The following is a 16,865-nucleotide window of genomic DNA, read 5'->3' on the forward strand; positions in this document are numbered from 1 at the left end:
CCGGAATTCGACATCAGGAGGCAGGGCATGCCGGAGTACGAGAAGGCCATGCGGCCCGAGGACATCACGCGTCTGTTCGTCGAGCGGTCCAACGCCGGGGACGCGGACGGGGTCGCCGCGCTCTACGAGGAGGACGCCGTGCTGGCCTACCCGCCCGGTGAGCTGACGGTGGGGCGGCAGGCGATCCGGGACCTGTGGGCGAAGGTGCTGGCCGGCGGCCCCCGCTTCGAGCCGGAGCAGCCGCTGCCGACGTTGGTCAGCGGCGACATCGCGCTCACGTCGACCCCGCCGAAGGACGGGACCGGCGCTCGGGCGCAGGTCGTCAGGCGCCAGAGCGACGGCAGTTGGCTGCGGCTGCTCGACCAGCCCGAGTTCGCGCCCGTCCGATCCGCCTCGGCGGGCTGAGGCCGTACGGCGGAAGGGGCCGCCCGGAGTGATCCGGGCGGCCCCTTCCGTGTGCGTACGTCGCGGGTCAGCGGGTTCTGCCGCCGCCGCCCTTCGGCATCCGCATGCCCTTGGGCATGGGTCCCTTCGGGAGCGGCATGTTGGACATCAGGTCGCCCATCGCCCGCAGCCGGTCGTTGGTGGTCGTCACCTGGGGGCCGGTCAGCACCCGCGGGAACTTCAGCATCGTCGTCCGCAGCTTCTTCAGCGGGACCTGGCCCTCACCCGTGCCGACGATCACGTCGTGCACCGGCACGTCGGCGACGATGCGTGCCATCTTCTTCTTCTCGGCGGCCAGCAGGGTCTTCACCCGGTTCGGGTTGCCCTCGGCGACCAGGACGATGCCGGCCTTTCCGACGGCCCGGTGCACGACGTCCTGGCTGCGGTTCATCGCGACGGCCGGCGTGGTGGTCCAGCCCCGCCCGATGTTGTCCAGAACGGCGGCCGCGGCGCCCGGCTGGCCCTCCATCTGGCCGAAGGCCGCCCGCTCGGCCCGGCGGCCGAACACGATCGCCGTCGCGAGGAAGCCGAGCAACAGGCCCAGGATGCCCAGGTAGACAGGGTGGCCGATCAAGAAGCCGATCACGAGGAAGACCGCGAGCGTGCCGAGACCGACACCCGCGAGCACAAGACCGATCGTCTTGTCGGCCTTGCGGGTCATCTTGTACGTAAGGGCGATCTGCTTCAGTCGCCCGGCATTCGCAGCATCCGCTGCGGGTTCCTTCCTCGCCATGTCCCGAAGTCTACGTGGCTCTGGGAGCGGCTACGACGGCAGTGTCCCGGGAAGGCCCGCGGGACGGGGGTCAGGAGCGGCCGGCGGCCTGCTCCAGGAAGAGCTGCGCCTCGACCCGGTCCTTGGCGCGACGGCGGTCCTCGAGCACGGAGGTCCACGCGTTGCGGCGGGCGGTGCGCTGGCCGCTGCTCAGCAGCAGCGACTCGACGGCGCGCAGCGCGTCGGTGAAGGACGGGATGGCGTTGGCGCGGACGGGCGCGGCCTGCATGGTGGAGGTCCCCCTCGAAGTGGGTGAACGTGCTGTGATACCAGCGTCACTGTTCGGTGTTACCAGGGCGTGACCGACCGGTCAAACACCCATGAAGCCTTGATGCGCGCCCCCGGAACGCCGACGCGGCCCCGGCGTACGCCCTCATCAGCGAGGACGGCCAGGACCGCGTCCATTCGGTCATTACTGACCAGTAGCTCCTTGTGCGTGAATTCACACGACCCGGATGGCGGACAGGGTCAGACCGCCTGCGCGGCGACGAACGCGCCGCGCTTCTCGATCGCCATCTGGTAGAGGCGCCCGGCCCGGTAGGAGGAGCGGACCAGCGGCCCGGACATCACGCCGGAGAAGCCGATCTGCTCGGCCTCCTCCTTCAGCTCCACGAACTCCTGCGGCTTCACCCAGCGCTCCACGGGGTGGTGCCGGACGCTCGGGCGCAGGTACTGGGTGATGGTGACCAGTTCGCAGCCCGCCTCGTGCAGCTGGCGCAGCGCGTCGCTGACCTCCTCGCGGGTCTCGCCCATGCCGAGGATGAGGTTGGACTTGGTGACCAGGCCGACGTCGCGGGCCTCGGTGATGACCTTCAGCGACCGCTCGTAGCGGAAGCCGGGGCGGATTCGCTTGAAGATCCGGGGCACCGTCTCGACGTTGTGCGCGAAGACCTCGGGGCGGGAGGAGAAGACCTCGGCCAGCTGCTCCGGCACCGCGTTGAAATCGGGGGCCAGCAGCTCGACCTTGGTACGGCCGCCCTCGCGCTGCGCCGTCTGCGCGTGGATCTGCCGGACCGTCTCCGCGTACAGCCAGGCCCCGCCGTCCGCCAGGTCGTCGCGGGCGACGCCGGTGATGGTGGCGTAGTTCAGGTCCATGGTGACCACGGACTCGCCCACGCGACGCGGCTCGTCCCGGTCCAGCGCCTCGGGCTTGCCGGTGTCGATCTGGCAGAAGTCGCAACGCCGGGTGCACTGGTCGCCGCCGATGAGGAAGGTCGCCTCGCGGTCCTCCCAGCACTCGTAGATGTTCGGGCAGCCGGCTTCCTGGCAGACCGTGTGCAGGCCCTCGCTCTTCACGAGGTTCTGCATCTTCGTGTACTCGGGGCCCATTTTCGCCCGGGTCTTGATCCACTCGGGCTTGCGCTCGATGGGGGTCTGGCTGTTGCGGACCTCCAGGCGCAGCATCTTGCGTCCGTCGGGTGCGACTGCGGACACGACCGGCTCCCTAGCGTTGATTCTTCGGCGTGCTCCAGCGTACGCCCGTGGATTCGAATGCCTGGCGGCCGGAGTCAGGCCGCCGGTGTCTTCTCGATCACCCTCGGCGCGAGTTCCGCGTTCTCCAGGACGTCCTTGAGGTGCCGCTCCACCACGGGCAGCACCTCCTCGATCGTCACGTCCCGGCCCAGTTCGCCCGCAAGGGAGGCGACGCCGGCGTCCCGGATGCCGCACGGGATGATCCGGTCGAACCACTTGTTGTCCGGGTTCACGTTCAGTGCGAAGCCGTGCATCGTGACGCCCTTGGCGACCCGGATGCCGATCGCCGCGATCTTCCGGTCCTCGCGGCGCTGGCCCGCGTTCGAAGGCGCGTACTCCGGACCGTTCAGGCGCGGGTCGAACTCCTCGTCGTGCAGCCGCGGGTCGAAGTCCAGGGAGAGCCCCCCGAACGCCGGCCGCCGCTCCACCGGGTCCCCGAGCACCCACACCCCGCTGCGCCCCTCCACCCGGGTGGTCTCCAGGCCGAACTCGGCGCAGACCCGGATCAGCGCCTCCTCCAGCCGCCGGACGTGGGCGACCACGTCCACCGGGCGCGGCAGCTTCTGGATCGGGTAGCCCACCAGCTGGCCGGGGCCGTGCCAGGTGATCTTGCCGCCGCGGTCCACGTCGACGACCGGGGTGCCGTCGAGGGGTCGCTCGTTCTCCGCGGTGCGGCGGCCGGCCGTGTACACCGGGGGGTGTTCGAGCAGCAGCACCGTGTCGGGAGTCTCGTCGGCGAACCGTGCCGCGTGCACCCGGCGCTGCTCGTCCCACGCCTCCTGGTACTCGACGGCGTCCGCGCCGAACCCCATTCGGACGAACCGCAACTCACTCACGGCAAGCGCCTCCCTTGGCGACGGGTGTGTCAGGCACATAACGCGCCCAAGCCACTGTACGTCCGCCGGTCGCGCGTCAGCCCTGGGGTCAATCCTCACACGATCGGATGAATGAATGTCGAAGTGTGCGATCAGGTGCTCACTCTCCGCTACATTCGCGCCGTCCAAGAGCGCCAAAAGGGCTGCTCACCGGCAATCCGGGCACAAGCCACCGAGCTGAGCCAGAAGGCAGGAGACCGCACTCCAGATGACGGACCGACCCGCGCAGCGCACCCCCAACCGCCAGCTCGCCGCGCTCATCGCAGAAGCGGGGTTCTCCAATGCCGGTCTGGCCCGTCGCGTCGACCAGCTCGGCCTCGAACACGGGCTGGATCTCAGATACGACAAGACATCGGTCACCCGCTGGCTGCGCGGCCAGCAGCCCCGCGGCACCACCCCGGCCCTGATCGCCGAGGTCTTCACCCGGCGCCTCGGCCGCCGGCTCACCGCCCAGGACCTGGGCCTCGACGCCTGCGCCCCGGTGTACGCCGGACTGGAGTTCGCGGCCACCCCCGAGGAGGCCGTCGACATCGTCAGCGGGCTGTGGCGCAAGGACTCCGGCAGCCACGCCGAACTCCGCAAGATCGCGTTCACCCCGGCCGGGCTCGTGGTCCCCAGCCGGGACTGGCTGATCGGCCGGGCCGACGACCGGGTGGCCCGCGGTGAGCCGGCCCCGGCGGCGGCCCGGGTGCCCGCGCAGACCCGCCCCGTGGCGCCCAAGCAGCTGCCGGTCCTGCCGGTACGGCCACGCGGGGGGACCGAGCGCGGACCCGGCCAGAAGGTCACCTCCGGCGACATCGCCGCGCTCCGCTCGGTCGGCGAACTGTTCCGCACGCTCGACGACGCGTACGGCGGCGGCCACGCCCGGCAGGCGCTGGTGCGCTATCTGGAGCACGAGTGCGAGCCGATGCTGCGCGGCACGTACGGCGAACAGACCGGCCGCAGGCTGTTCGGCGCGGCGGCCGACCTGACCCGGCTCGCCGGGTGGACGTCGTACGACATCGCGGCGCACGGTCTCGCCCAGCGCTACTTCGTCCAGTCGCTGCGGCTCGCCCAGGCGGCGGGGGACCGGGCGTACGGCTCCTACGTCCTCGTCACCATGAGCCGCCAGGCGGTCTACCTGGGACACGGCAGGGAGGCGGTGCAGCTGGCCCGCGTCGCCCAGCAGGGGGTCGGCACGAACGCCCCGCCCGTGGTCCAGGCCCTGCTGCACGCGGCGGAGGCCCGGGCGCACGGGGTGCTCGGCGAAGTACGGGCGTGCACCGGCGCACTGGTTCGCGCGGAACGCGCCCTGGAGGCGGCCCGGCCCGGCGACGACGTGCCCCACTGGGCGCGCTTCTTCGACGAGGCCCAGCTCGCCGACGAGTTCGGGCACTGCCACCGGGACCTCCAGCAGTTCCGCGCGGCCGCGCAGCACGCGGAGCGCTCGCTGCAGCTCCGCGCGCCCTCCTACGCGCGCAGCCGCCTGTTCTGCCGGGTCGTCCTCGCCACCGCCCGCCTGGGGCTCGGTGAACTCGACCAGGCCTGCGCGCTCGGGGCGGAGGCGGCGGGGGCGGCGGCGGAGATGCGGTCGGTGCGGGCGACGGAGTACGTCAGGGACTTCGAACGCCGGCTGGAGCCCTACAAGGACGCGGCGCCGGTGAAGGGGTACCGGGAGAAGGTGGCGGCATTGAACTGACGTGGCCGTGCTGGGTTGACGTGGCCGTGCTGGGGTGACGCGGCCGTGCTGGGGTGACGTGGCCGTGGTTGACGTGGCCGTGCTGGGTTGACGTGGCGGCGTTGGACTGACGTGCTGCTCGTCTCTCCGGCGCTCACTTTCCCCGCCGCAGCGGTGATCAGCCACGACGGCGTTGTTCGGCGGTGCCGGGCCGAGCCTCGCCACTCGCCGTTGTGTGGGGTGGTTGTCGGCTCGGTGCCGCCGCGTCGTGGCTGGTCGCGCAGTTCCTCCCCCAGCCTTCGGCCGGGGGTACCCCCAGCGCCCCTGAAGGGGCGCTATGCGGCCCGGCGTTGCATGGTTTCCGCGCTGTGCATGGAGCCCGATGCGCCCAGGTCCGCCAGGATCGCCGCCGTCGCCCGGTGGGCCGAGTGGAGGGCTCCCTGGACCGTGCTGGTGTCGCGGTGGTCGCCGCAGGCGTAGAGACCGGCCATGAGGCGGACCGGGCGGCGCAGGTCGTGCGGCGGACGCATGGCGGGGAGCGCCTCGGGGGTGTGATGGACCGCGAGGGTCTCCCAGCGGCGCGTCGACGTGCCGTACAGCCGCGCCAGGTGCATGCGGACCGCCGTGTCGACGTCGGCGGGCGGGGTGCCGAGGACCGTGGAGGAGATCAGGGCGCGGCCCTGGGGTGCCCGGCTCGGATCGACGTTGCTGACGACGGAGGTGTGCGAGACCGGGCCGCTCCGGTCGGCGTCGAGGAGGAGCGACGCCCCGGTGGTCAGGCTCGCCGGTTCGTCGGTCGTGTGGTGGACCACCGTCACCTCGTGGAAGTCCGGCACCCGCAGGCCCGGCAGCAGCTCGGCGGCCGCGCGCGCGTCGGTCGCCAGCAGCACCGCCCGGCAGCGCACCTCCCCGTGCTCCGCCGTCCGCACGGAGGTCGTCGAGACCGAGGTGACCCGGACCCCGGTGTGCACGGTGCCCGGCGGAAGGGCCCGGGCGAGCAGGTCCGGGAGGACGTCCGCGCCGCCCTCCGGCATGCACAGCCGCCCGCTCGCGAAGGAGCGCAGTGCGAGGTCCGCGCAGCGGCTGGACGTCGTCAGCTCGGGATCGCACAGCAGGGCCGCCAGCAGCGGACGCAGGAAGCCGTCGATCGTGCGGGCGGACACCCCGCGCTCCGTGAGGGCGCGCGCGGCGGTGAGCTCGGGCCGGGCGAGGATCCGCTCCACCGGTGTCCCGGCGAGCCGGCCCAGGGCCGCGCCGAGCCGTGCCTGGTCGACCGGACCGCCCATGGGGGCGTGGGCCCGCACCGGCGACACGGCCGAGCCGCCCCTGGGGGCGCTTGCCAGGGCGCGCACCGCGTGCAGTGCGCCCCTCGCGCTGCCCCCGCCCGCCGGAGCGCCCGCCCGGTGCCTGCGCCCGTCACGATGCAGCAGCACGCCGGGCGCGAACCGGCGCAGAACCAGCGCGTCCAGTCCCGGGGTGAGCCGTAGTTCCGGGTAGGACGTGGACAGGAGCTGGCCGATCCGGTCGAGCCGGAAGCCGTCGACCTTCTCGGTCGACATCCGCCCGCCGACGTAAGGGGCGGCCTCCAGGACCGCGGTCGTCACTCCTGCGCTGTTCAGCCGATGAGCCGCGGAGAGTCCGGCGACACCGGCCCCCACGACGACGACGTCCGCCTGGTACGCGGGCTCATGCACGAGGCCCCTCCTCGATTGCGCGTCCGGTGGAGACGTGATGCCCCCAACCCGCTCCGGGGATACCCGAGTTCGGGTCGAGGTTAGGGCGCTGACCGGTCAAGGACAGTCGCGCATGAACAGGGCACGGTCGCACGGCGGTCGCATACGGTCACAGGGGCCGTCACGCCGCGCGGATCGCGTCCTCGATGCCCGGGAACGCGAACGTGAACCCCGACTCCAGCAGCCGCTTCGGCACCACCCGTTGGCTTCCGAGCACGTCCCCGGCCAGCTCACCGAGGGCGGCCCGCAGGGCCGCCGCGGGCACCGGGAAGAGGGCCGGGCGGTTCAGCACCCGGGCCATCGCCGCGGTGATCTCACGGTTCGTCAGGGGGTGGGGCGCGGTGAGGTTGAACGGCCCGGAAAGCCCCTCGGTCTCCATCAGGAAGCGGATCGCGGCCACCTCGTCGTGCAACGCGATGTACGACCAGTATTGGCGCCCGTCGCCCAGCCGGCCACCCAGGCCCGCCCTGAACAGCGGGAACAACCGCCCCCACGCCCCGCCGCCCCGGGCCACCACCAGGCCGGTACGGGTGAACACGGTCCGCACCCCCGCCTGCCGCGCCGGGTCCGCCGCCGCCTCCCACTCCACGCACAGCGACGGCAGGAAACCGTCCCCGGGCGGAGCGTCCTCGGTCACGGCCCGGTCGCCGGTGTCGCCGTAGATGCCCACCGCGCTGCCGCTGACGAACACCCGCGGCGGCTCCGCCAGCTCGGCCACCGCCCGCGCGAGCGCCGCCGTGCCGAGCACCCGGCTGTCCCGGATCTCCCGCTTGTAGGCGGCCGTCCAGCGCCGGTCGCCGATCCCGGCCCCGGCGAGGTTCACCACCGCGGCGCAGCCGGCCAGCCCGGCCGTGTCCACGTACTGCCCGCCGGGGTCCCAGCAGACCTCGTCGGGGCCGTGCGCGGCCCGCCGCACGAGCCGGACCACCTCGTGCCCGTCCGCCCGCAGGGACCGCACCAGGGCGCTGCCGATGAGACCGGACGCACCGGCCACCGCGATTCGAGAGCGTTCCATGGCACCCAGCATGCCTGTACGGGGACCGGAAAACGCGTGGGGCACCGGTACCGGCCGACTTAGGGTGACCGCATGCCAGAGCCGTTCATACGCACCGCCCTGCCCGACGACGACGAGGAGCTCTCCGCCCTCGACCGCGCCACCTGGTCGTACCGGCACGCCGTACTGCCCCGGCCGGAGCCGCCGTACGAGCCCTTCTTCGGTCCGCGGCACGCACCGGAGGACACCCTGGTCGCCGAAGTCGACCGGCGGATCGTCGGCTACATCCGCCTCGGCCTCGCGTACCGGCTCGCCGCCAACGCGCACGTCCGGCAGATCCAGGGCCTCGCGGTCGCCGAGGACGCCCGCGGCCGGGGCGTCGCCCGGGCGCTGCTGCGGGCCGCCATGGACGAGGCCCGCCGCCGCGGTGCCCGCCGGATCAGGCTCGGCGTCCTCGGACACAACACCCCCGCGCGCCGGCTCTACGCCTCCGAGGGTTTCGCCGTCGAGGGCGTGCTGCCGGGGGAGTTCCTCCTGGACGGCGAGTACGTCGACGACGTGATCATGGGCCGGTCGCTGTGACGGTCAGGGCGTGATCAGCTCGCCGGTGTCCACCGCCGAGGTGGCCCGCGCCCCGCGCGCGGCGTCCGCGGCCACCTCGTCGGCCGTCAGCACGTACCCCGTCTCGCTGTCCGACGTGGAACGGGCGAACACCACGCCGTACACCTTCCCGCCGGTGGTCAGCAGCGGGCCGCCGGAGTTGCCGGGGCGGACCGTGGAGCGGATCGAGTAGATCTCCCGGGTCACCGTGGCGTCGTTGTAGATGTTCTGCCCGGTGGCCTGCACCCTGTTCGCCACCGTGGCCGCCTGGAGGTTCAGGTCGCCGTCCTGCGGATAGCCTGCGACCACCGCCGACCTCCCGCGCGACGCCGAGGTGTCGAACCTCAGGACCGGCGCCCGCAGCTGCGGCACGTACAGCACCGCCACGTCCCGGTCCGGGTCGAAGAGCACGACCTGCGCGTCGTACGACGCCCCGACCCCGCCGATCCGCACGCTCGGGTTGTCGATGCCGGCCACCACGTGCGCGTTGGTCATCACGTGTTCCGGCGCGAACACGAAGCCGCTGCCCTCGCGGCCCTGGGTGCCGGAGGAACCCTCGATCTTGACCGTGCTGCGCTTCGCCGCGTCCGTGGCCGCCGCCGTCACGTTGTCCCCGGAGGGCTTGGCGACCTGAGCCGTCGACTCGTTCTCGAACGGGTTGAAGACCTGCGGGAAACCCGCCTCGGTGAGCGCCGAGGTGGCCCGCGAGAACCAGGCCGGCGTGGTGTCCGGCATGGTGTGCTGCACCGCGCCGAGCAGCCGGGAGTCCCGGATCGCCGTCGTCACCGCGGGCGACGAGGACGCGCCCAGGACGCTCGCCGCCACCCACGCCACGATCAGCACCGCCACCGAGTTGGCGACCGCCCCGCCCAGCCCGTCCGCCACCCGCAGCGGACCCTGGTCCAGCTCCCGGCGCAGCCGCAGCGCCAGCCGTCCCGCCAGCTCGTGCCCCACCACCGCGGGCACCAGCACCGTGAGCACCGCGACCACCGTCGCCGTCGCCGTCCCGCGGGTGACCAGTTCCATCACCCACGGCAGCACCCACACGCCGACCACCGCGCCGCCCACGAACCCGGCCAGCGACACACAGCCGGCCACCAGCCCGCGCCGGTAGCCGGCCGCCGCGTACGCGAGGACCACCAGTACGAGCACCAGGTCGAGCAGGTCCACGGAGCCGCCTTTCTCTCGGTGCCCTTGAATACGCTCGGGACAGGTCCAGTGATCAGTTCACGCACGCGGGAACCCCGACAACCGGCCACGCATGCGTGTACCTCCTGAAACGCCCCGGACCGGGACGATGGTTCCACCAGGTGGCACAGCACACATCGCGGGCGGCTCCGGCCGCGCCGAGAGTGGGGGCCATGCGTGTCTTCCCCAGAGCAGGGCGGCGCACCAGAGCCACCGCCCTGACGCTGCTCGGCTGCCTGCCGGGCCTCGCCGCCGCCCTCGCGCTGGTGCTGTGCACCCAGGGCGCCGACCACCCCGTCCCGATGCGCCTGGCCGCGCCCGAGCCCGCCGGCCCCGCCACCCACCACCGCGCCCCCAGGCCCCGCATCGTGCCGCGCGCGGTCTGGCTGGACGCCACCGTCCGCCGCACCCAGCCGCCGCCGCGCTACGACGACCGGGTCGTCGCCGTCTTCGTGCACCACACCGACTCGCCCAACGGCTACTCCTGCGCCCAGGCACCCGAGATCATCAGGCGCCTCTACACCGGCCAGACCGGCGACCGCGACTGGGACGACATCGGCTACAACTTCCTCGTCGACCGCTGCGGCACCATCTACGAGGGCCGCGCCGGCGGCGTCGACCGGGCCGTCACCGGCGCCCACACCCAGGGCTTCAACCACCGCACCGCCGGCATCGCGGCGCTCGGCACCTTCACCGCCGGGGTGCCCGTGCCGCGCGCCATGACCGACGCGATCGCCGCGCTCGCCGCCTGGAAACTGGGCCTGGCCGACGTCGACCCGCGCGCCGTGACCCGCCTGGTCTCCAGCAACGGACTCAGCCGCTACGAGAAGGGCACGGCCGTCACGCTGCCCGCCGTGGCCGGCCACCAGGACGGCTACCGCACCACCTGCCCCGGCGCCGCCCTCGCCGCCCGCCTCCCCGAGATCAGGACGACCGCGGCCCGGCTCCAGGGCAGACTCCCCACCCCCACACCCACACCCACGCCCACGCCCGCGCGGACGCCGACGCGGGCGCCCGGCGCGACGCCGACGCCGACGGGGACGCCCGGCGGGACGCCGACGCCCTCGGTGACGCGGTCGCGCCCGTCTCCGCCGACCCCCGCGGGGGCGTCCACAGGGACGTCATAGCCGGCACGCAGGCTGCTCAGATCCGCGCGTCCTACCGTCGTGGACATCAGCAGCCGACCGGAGGCGGGGATCATGAACAGCAGTCGTACCGAAGCCCGTACCGAGCTCGCGGAGCAGCCGGAGAAGGCCGGGTGGGTCAGGTCGTCCAGGGGGCCCTGGGCCGTGGTCTGCGCCGTCGCCACGGTCGTCCTCGGCCCGGCCGCCGTCACCGCGTCCGCCCTCGACCAGGCCAACGCGGCACCCCTGCACCACGCGGTCAGGGCCGAGCAGACCCAGGCGTACCTCCCGGCCGACGCGACCCGGCGCCGCGCCGCGGCCTGACGCTCACTCCTTGAAGCGGTCCCACAGCCGCGGGAACCGCTCGGCGAGCGCCCGTTCGTTCTCCAGGTCGACCGGGGTGCCCTCCGGTTCGGAGGGCGCGGGGGCGATGCCCAGGTCCGGCGCCACCGTCCCGGTGAGCTGCTCGTACGCCTCGTCCGCCGCGTACCCCAGCTCCTCGCCGTCGCCGTCGACCTCCTCGTCGAAGTCGTCCAGCAACTCCGCCAGCGCGTCCGGGTCGTGCAGGGCGCCCTCGAAGACCTCCCGGCCCTGGGCGATCAGCCAGCACCGGAAGAAGTCGAACGCGTCGTCGCTGGCGCCGTCGAGCAGCACCCAGGCCGCCCCCCACAGGTCCCAGCGGTAGGCGCGGTTGTAGCGCGCCTCGAAGTGACGGGCGAAGTCCAGCACCAGGTCGGGTTCCAGCTGGAGCAGCCGTTCCACGAGCAGGTCCGCCTGGTCCTCCGGGTCGCCCTCGGCGGCCTCGCGGGTCGCGTCGATCAGCTCCCAGAACTCCGTCTCGTCCATCACGCGTCCAGCATCGTGCCTGGGCGCCGGGGGCGCACGCGGAGTGGTGCGGATTGTTATCCGGCGTCGCCCGGCCGCGCGTAGAGTCCCGCCAGCCGCGCCGCGTCCGCCGCGAACCGCGCCCGCAGCCGCTGTGGAGCGAGCACCTCCGCCTCCGGCCCGAGCGCGGTCAGCTGGCCGTGCGCGACCTCCTCGCTCTCCACCGGCAGCGTCACCGTCACCCACCCCCGCGCGTCGGGGGTGCCGGCGCCCGCGACCGCCTGCCGGGCGGTGGCCGGATCGACGGCGTACGGCAGTCTCCGCACGCCGACGGCCGACAGCCGCACCACCACCTCGGCGCGCAGGATCGACCGTGCGAACTGCTCGGCCCGCTCCTCCCAGAACCCCGGCAGGTCGAACTCCTCGTCCCGCTCGAACCGCTCCTCACCGGCCTCGACCGAGGCGAACCGGTCGATCCGGTAGACCCGGTAGGAGTCGGTGCCCGCGACCCGCGCGCACAGGTACCAGACCCCCGCCTTCAGCACCAGCCCGTACGGCTCCAGCTCCCGCCGCACCTCCGACTCCCCGCGCCGGTAGTGCGCCACCACCCGCCGGTCGTCCCACACCGCGTCGGCGACGACGGGCAGCAGCTCCGGGGTCTTCGGCTCGGCGAACCAGTTCGGCGCGTCCAGGTGGAACCGCTGTGCGACGGTACGGGACGTGTCCCGCAGGGAGGGCAGCAGCGCGGCGGACACCTTCAGGCGGGCGGCGCTCGCGGCGTCCTCCAGCCCCATCTCCCGCAGCGCGCCGGGCACGCCGCTCAGGAACAACGCCTCGGCCTCGCTGCGGCCCAGCCCCGTCAGCCGGGTCCGGTACCCGCCGACCAGCCGGTACCCGCCCGCCCGTCCCCGGTCCGCGTACACCGGCACCCCCGCCTCCGACAGCGCCTGCGCGTCCCGCATCACGGTCCGCTCGGACACCTCCAGCTCGGCGGCCAGCTCGCCGGCCGTCATACCGGCCCGAGCCTGCAGCAGAAGCACCATCCTGATGAGCCGAGCGGCACGCATGCGTCACATGATGCCGGGCCCCACCGTCACCACCGAAAACCGCCACCCCGCCCGAGCGCCGCCACGAGAAACCCGACCGACGTCCGCCGGTCTTGCTCCGCCGCGACGGCGCTCGGCCACAACGGCGGCTTCCGGCGGTGCCGGACCGGCCGTGGCGGTGGGTTCGGCACCGCCGGATCGGCTCGTCCCGGCTGAGCGCCGTCGCGGCGGGGGCAGTCGACCGGGGTTCGGCGGGCTGGCTGCGTGGGAGTGCCACGGCATGGGCGAGCGCCGTCGCGGCAGGAAAGGTCCGCCGCGACGGCGCTCGGCCTTTGGGTGCTCGGGTCGGCTACAGCCCGTACTTCTCGCGGGCTTCCTTCACCGCCGTCGCCTTGACCTCGCCGCGCTTCGCCAGCTGGGCCAGGGCCGCGACGACCACCGACTCCGCGTCGACGCCGAAGTGGCGGCGGGCGGCGTCGCGGGTGTCGGAGAGGCCGAAGCCGTCGGCACCGAGCGAGGACCAGTCCTGCTCGACCCACTGCGCGATCTGGTCCGGGACCTGACGCATGTAGTCGGAGACCGCGAGGACCGGGCCGTCGGCGCCCTGGAGGGCCTGGCGGACGTACGGGACGCGCTCCTCCCCGCGCAGCAGGGCCGCGTCCGCCTCCAGCGCGTCGCGCCGCAGCTCCGTCCAGGACGTCGCGGACCACACGTCGGCCGCCACACCCCACTCCTCGGCCAGCAGCCGCTGCGCCTTCAGCGCCCAGTGGATCGCCGTACCGGAACCGAGCAGTTGCAGGCGCGGGGCGTTCGCCGGCAGCGACAGCCCGGCGGACTCCGCCGTGTTGAAGCGGTACAGGCCCTTGACGATGCCCTCGTCGATGCCGAGCCCGGCCGGCTTGGCGGGCTGCGGGAGCGGCTCGTTGTAGACGGTCAGGTAGTAGAAGACGTTCGGGTCCTCGCCGGGCAGCGCCTCGCCGTACATCCGGCGCAGACCGTCCTTGACGATCGTCGCGATCTCGTAGGCGAAGGCCGGGTCGTACGACAGCGCGGCCGGGTTGGTCGCGGCGATCACCGGCGAGTGGCCGTCGGCGTGCTGGAGGCCCTCGCCCGTCAGGGTGGTACGGCCGGCGGTCGCGCCGACGAGGAAGCCGCGGCCGAGCTGGTCGCCGAGCTGCCACATCTGGTCGGCCGTGCGCTGCCAGCCGAACATCGAGTAGAAGATGTAGAACGGGATCATCGCCTCGCCGTGCGTCGCGTACGCGGTGGACGCGGCGATGAAGTCGGCCATCGAACCGGCCTCGGTGATCCCCTCGTTGAGGATCTGGCCGTTCTTGGCCTCCTTGTAGTACATCAGCTGGTCACGGTCGACCGGCTCGTACGTCTGGCCCTTGGGGGAGTAGATCCCGAGGGACGGGAAGAGGCTCTCCATGCCGAAGGTGCGGGCCTCGTCGGGGACGATCGGCACCCAGCGCTTCCCGGTCTCCTTGTCCCGCACCAGGTCCTTGACGAGCCGGACGAAGGCCATCGTGGTCGCCACGTTCTGCGAACCGGAGCCCTTGTCGAAGGAGGCGAAGGCCTTGTCCGCGGGGGCCGGCAGCGGCGCCAGGGCGTGGGTCCGGCGGGCCGGGGCGGGACCGCCGAGGGCGGCGCGGCGCTCCTGGAGGTAGCGGACCTCGGGGGAGTCGGCGCCCGGGTGGCCGTAGGGCACGACCCCGTCGACGAACGCGCTGTCCGGGATCGGCAGCTCCAGCAGCTCCCGCATCGTCTTGAACTCGTCCACCGTCAGCTTCTTCATCTGGTGGTTGGCGTTCTTCGACGCGAAGCCCTCGCCGAGGGTGTGGCCCTTGACGGTCTGGGCCAGGATCACGGTCGGCGCGCCCTTGAACTCGACGGCGGCCTTGTACGCGGCGTACACCTTGCGTGCCTCGTGACCACCGCGGGAGAGGTGGAAGCACTCCAGGATCTTGTCGTCGCTCAGCAGCTTCGCCATCTCCGCGAGCGCCGGGTCCTTGCCGAAGAAGTCGGCGCGGATGTAGGCGGCGTCGCGGGTCTGGTACGTCTGCACCTGCGCGTCCGGTACCTCGCGCAGCCGTCGTACCAGCGCACCGGTGGTGTCGAGCTGGAACAGCTCGTCCCAGGCGGTGCCCCAGAGCGTCTTGACGACGTTCCAGCCTGCGCCGCGGAACTGGGCCTCCAGCTCCTGCACGATCTTGAAGTTGGCGCGCACCGGGCCGTCGAGGCGCTGCAGGTTGCAGTTGATGACGAAGGTGAGGTTGTCCAGGCCCTCGCGGGAGGCGAGTGCGAGTGCCGCCGTCGACTCCGGCTCGTCCATCTCGCCGTCGCCGAGGAACGCCCAGACGTGCGACGCCGAGACGTCCTTGATGCCGCGGGCGGTCAGGTAGCGGTTGAAGCGGGCCTGGTAGATCGCCGAGAGCGGGCCGAGGCCCATGCTCACGGTCGGGAACTCCCAGAGCCAGGGCAGGCGGCGGGGGTGCGGGTACGACGGGAGGCCGTTTCCGCCGGCCTCCTGGCGGAAGTTGTCGAGGTGCGCCTCGGTCAGGCGGCCGTCGAGGAAGGCGCGGGCGTAGATGCCGGGGGAGGCGTGGCCCTGGATGTAGAGCTGGTCACCGCTGCCGTCCCCCTCCTTGCCCTTGAAGAAGTGGTTGAAGCCGGTCTCGTAGAGCCAGGCCGCGGAGGCGAAGGTGGCGATGTGGCCGCCGACGCCGTGCTTGCTGCCCCGGGTGACCATCGCGGCCGCGTTCCAGCGGTTCCACGCGGTGATCTTCCGCTCCATCTCCTCGTCACCGGGGACGGCCGTCTCGGCGGCGGTGGGGATGGTGTTGACGTAGTCCGTCTCCAGCAGCTTCGGCAGCGCGATGCCGTCCGCCTCGGCGCGCTCCAGCGTGCGGCGCATCAGGTACGCGGCACGGTGCGGCCCGGCCTCCCTGGCCACGGCGTCCAGTGAGGCCTGCCATTCGGCGGTCTCCTCCGGATCCCGGTCGGGGAGCTGGTCGAGCGCGCTCGGCTGGATGGCCTGGGGGTCGGTCATGTCGCCGCCTTCCTCAGTCGAAGGGGGTTCCCTCATCGGTAAGGGTTCGGGTGCCCTTGGTCTTTGGCAGGACAGGGCAATGGACCCGGGTGCGGGTCCGTCGGCGACTCTAACTCCCTGATCGATGATCGATCAAAGGGTTGAGGGGCAAAACTTCTCGATTCCGAGAAAGTCGGCACGCGGTGCCTCGCCCGCTGGCACCCGGTGACGCCCCCGAGAGGGGATTTCCGCAGGTGGGAAGCTGTCTGAGCGGGGGTGCGCTCGTGTGTGGGAGACGGGTGGAAGAGGTGGGAAGCCGGTCTCACGGCCTCGGCGCGCACCCCAGGACGTGGGCCTTCACGATCTCCGCGATCCGCGGGTCCCGGCGCTGGAACGCGGCGACCAGTTCCTCGTGCTCCTCGGCGTACGACTGCTGGACCGTGCCCAGCCAGCGGATCGACAGGGCGGTGAAGACCTCGATGCCCAGGCCCTCCCAGGTGTGCAGCAGGACGGAGTTGCCGGCCGCCCGGACCAGCTCGCGGTGGAAGCCGACCGTGTGGCGCACCTGTCCCGTGCCGTCGGTGTTCCGGTCCGCCTCGTAGAGCGCCGCGACATGCGGTTCGAGGGCCGAGCAGTCCCCGGCCAGCCGCTCCGCCGCCAGCTCCGCCGCGATCGCCTCCAGACCGGCCCGCACCGGGTAGCTCTCCTCCAGGTCGGCCGCCGTCAGGTTCCGCACCCGCACGCCCTTGTTCGGCGCGGACTCGATGAGGCGCAGCGACTCCAGCTCGCGCAGCGCCTCCCGCACCGGCGTCTGGCTGACCTCCAGCTCGGTCGCGATCCGCCGCTCCACGATCCGCTCGCCCGGCTTCCAGCGCCCGCTGACGATTCCCTCCACGATGTGCTCGCGGATCTGTTCGCGCAGCGAGTGGACGACGGGCGCGGTCATGGGAGCTCCTTAGGGCGTTTGACGTTTAGACAATACGGCCGGACAGCCTTCCGGGAGAGGCGCGCGGGGGCGCTTTCGCGCAGGTGAGACGAGACTTACACGACGGTGCCCCGCCCGGAGGAACTCCGGACGGGGCACGATGGAGGGCCTGTGCAGG

At 72.7% G+C, this 16,865-nt stretch carries 15 protein-coding genes and 1 pseudogene; 5 read left to right on the forward strand and 11 right to left on the reverse strand.

The window, feature by feature from the left end:
• Positions 1 to 27 precede the first annotated feature (27 nt).
• On the forward strand, positions 28 to 405 hold the full coding sequence (locus tag AB0958_RS22680; protein ID WP_366892270.1) for a nuclear transport factor 2 family protein: 378 nt from the start codon (positions 28 to 30) through the stop codon (positions 403 to 405).
• Positions 406 to 472: 67 nt separating this feature from the next.
• Here AB0958_RS22680 and AB0958_RS22685 read toward each other — a convergent pair whose 3' ends face one another.
• The 4 genes from AB0958_RS22685 to lipB form a co-directional block, all read right to left on the reverse strand.
• Positions 473 to 1,177 carry a DUF4191 domain-containing protein gene (locus tag AB0958_RS22685; RefSeq protein WP_132886368.1) on the reverse strand — a complete coding sequence of 235 codons (705 nt, stop codon included), beginning with the start codon at positions 1,175 to 1,177 and terminating at the stop codon, positions 473 to 475.
• 70 nt (positions 1,178 to 1,247) lie between these two features.
• Positions 1,248 to 1,445 (reverse strand): hypothetical protein, encoded by a 198-nt coding sequence (locus AB0958_RS22690; RefSeq protein ID WP_366892271.1) that lies wholly within the window; start codon positions 1,443 to 1,445, stop codon positions 1,248 to 1,250.
• A gap of 239 nt (positions 1,446 to 1,684) precedes the next feature.
• Positions 1,685 to 2,650, reverse strand: a complete 966-nt coding sequence (gene lipA, locus AB0958_RS22695; RefSeq protein ID WP_366892272.1) for a lipoyl synthase — start codon at positions 2,648 to 2,650, stop codon at positions 1,685 to 1,687.
• A 74-nt stretch (positions 2,651 to 2,724) separates the two neighbouring features.
• Complete coding sequence (gene lipB, locus AB0958_RS22700) at positions 2,725 to 3,525, reverse strand: lipoyl(octanoyl) transferase LipB (protein WP_366892273.1); 801 nt, start codon at positions 3,523 to 3,525, stop codon at positions 2,725 to 2,727.
• A gap of 247 nt (positions 3,526 to 3,772) precedes the next feature.
• Between lipB and AB0958_RS22705 the strand changes: the two genes are divergently transcribed.
• Positions 3,773 to 5,242 (forward strand): regulator, encoded by a 1,470-nt coding sequence (locus tag AB0958_RS22705; protein ID WP_366892274.1) that lies wholly within the window; start codon positions 3,773 to 3,775, stop codon positions 5,240 to 5,242.
• Positions 5,243 to 5,556: 314 nt separating this feature from the next.
• On the opposite strand, the gene AB0958_RS22710 is transcribed toward AB0958_RS22705, so the two are convergent.
• Positions 5,557 to 6,915: an NAD(P)/FAD-dependent oxidoreductase gene (locus AB0958_RS22710; protein WP_366892275.1), complete on the reverse strand. Its 1,359-nt coding sequence runs from the start codon at positions 6,913 to 6,915 to the stop codon at positions 5,557 to 5,559.
• Between the two features lie 160 nt (positions 6,916 to 7,075).
• Positions 7,076 to 7,969: a TIGR01777 family oxidoreductase gene (locus AB0958_RS22715; protein WP_366892276.1), complete on the reverse strand. Its 894-nt coding sequence runs from the start codon at positions 7,967 to 7,969 to the stop codon at positions 7,076 to 7,078.
• Between the two features lie 72 nt (positions 7,970 to 8,041).
• Between AB0958_RS22715 and AB0958_RS22720 the strand changes: the two genes are divergently transcribed.
• Entirely contained in the window at positions 8,042 to 8,530 is a 489-nt protein-coding gene (locus AB0958_RS22720; protein ID WP_366892277.1) for a GNAT family N-acetyltransferase, read from the forward strand.
• A 3-nt stretch (positions 8,531 to 8,533) separates the two neighbouring features.
• Here AB0958_RS22720 and AB0958_RS22725 read toward each other — a convergent pair whose 3' ends face one another.
• Complete coding sequence (locus AB0958_RS22725; protein ID WP_366892278.1) at positions 8,534 to 9,718, reverse strand: MarP family serine protease; 1,185 nt, start codon at positions 9,716 to 9,718, stop codon at positions 8,534 to 8,536.
• Between the two features lie 191 nt (positions 9,719 to 9,909).
• On the opposite strand from AB0958_RS22725, the pseudogene AB0958_RS22730 reads away from it, so the two are divergent.
• Both AB0958_RS22730 and AB0958_RS22735 read left to right on the forward strand, forming a co-directional pair.
• A pseudogene (locus AB0958_RS22730) lies at positions 9,910 to 10,692 on the forward strand (peptidoglycan recognition protein); the annotation flags it as partial.
• A 243-nt stretch (positions 10,693 to 10,935) separates the two neighbouring features.
• Positions 10,936 to 11,184 carry a hypothetical protein gene (locus tag AB0958_RS22735; protein WP_366892279.1) on the forward strand — a complete coding sequence of 83 codons (249 nt, stop codon included), beginning with the start codon at positions 10,936 to 10,938 and terminating at the stop codon, positions 11,182 to 11,184.
• A 3-nt stretch (positions 11,185 to 11,187) separates the two neighbouring features.
• Here AB0958_RS22735 and AB0958_RS22740 read toward each other — a convergent pair whose 3' ends face one another.
• From AB0958_RS22740 to AB0958_RS22755, 4 genes are all read right to left on the reverse strand, one after another.
• Complete coding sequence (locus AB0958_RS22740; protein WP_165939246.1) at positions 11,188 to 11,706, reverse strand: DUF4240 domain-containing protein; 519 nt, start codon at positions 11,704 to 11,706, stop codon at positions 11,188 to 11,190.
• Between the two features lie 56 nt (positions 11,707 to 11,762).
• The gene (locus AB0958_RS22745; protein WP_366892280.1) at positions 11,763 to 12,752 is read right to left on the reverse strand and encodes a WYL domain-containing protein; all 990 of its coding nucleotides are present in this window, start codon (positions 12,750 to 12,752) and stop codon (positions 11,763 to 11,765) included.
• A gap of 328 nt (positions 12,753 to 13,080) precedes the next feature.
• A complete protein-coding gene (gene aceE, locus AB0958_RS22750; protein ID WP_366892281.1) occupies positions 13,081 to 15,783 on the reverse strand; it encodes a pyruvate dehydrogenase (acetyl-transferring), homodimeric type in 2,703 nt (900 codons plus the stop codon).
• A 301-nt stretch (positions 15,784 to 16,084) separates the two neighbouring features.
• Entirely contained in the window at positions 16,085 to 16,708 is a 624-nt protein-coding gene (locus tag AB0958_RS22755) for a GntR family transcriptional regulator (RefSeq protein WP_132886355.1), read from the reverse strand.
• Between the last annotated feature and the right edge of the window lie 157 nt (positions 16,709 to 16,865).

It is taken from the genome of Streptomyces sp. NPDC006655 (genome assembly GCF_040703965.1).
GTDB lineage: Bacteria > Actinomycetota > Actinomycetes > Streptomycetales > Streptomycetaceae > Streptomyces.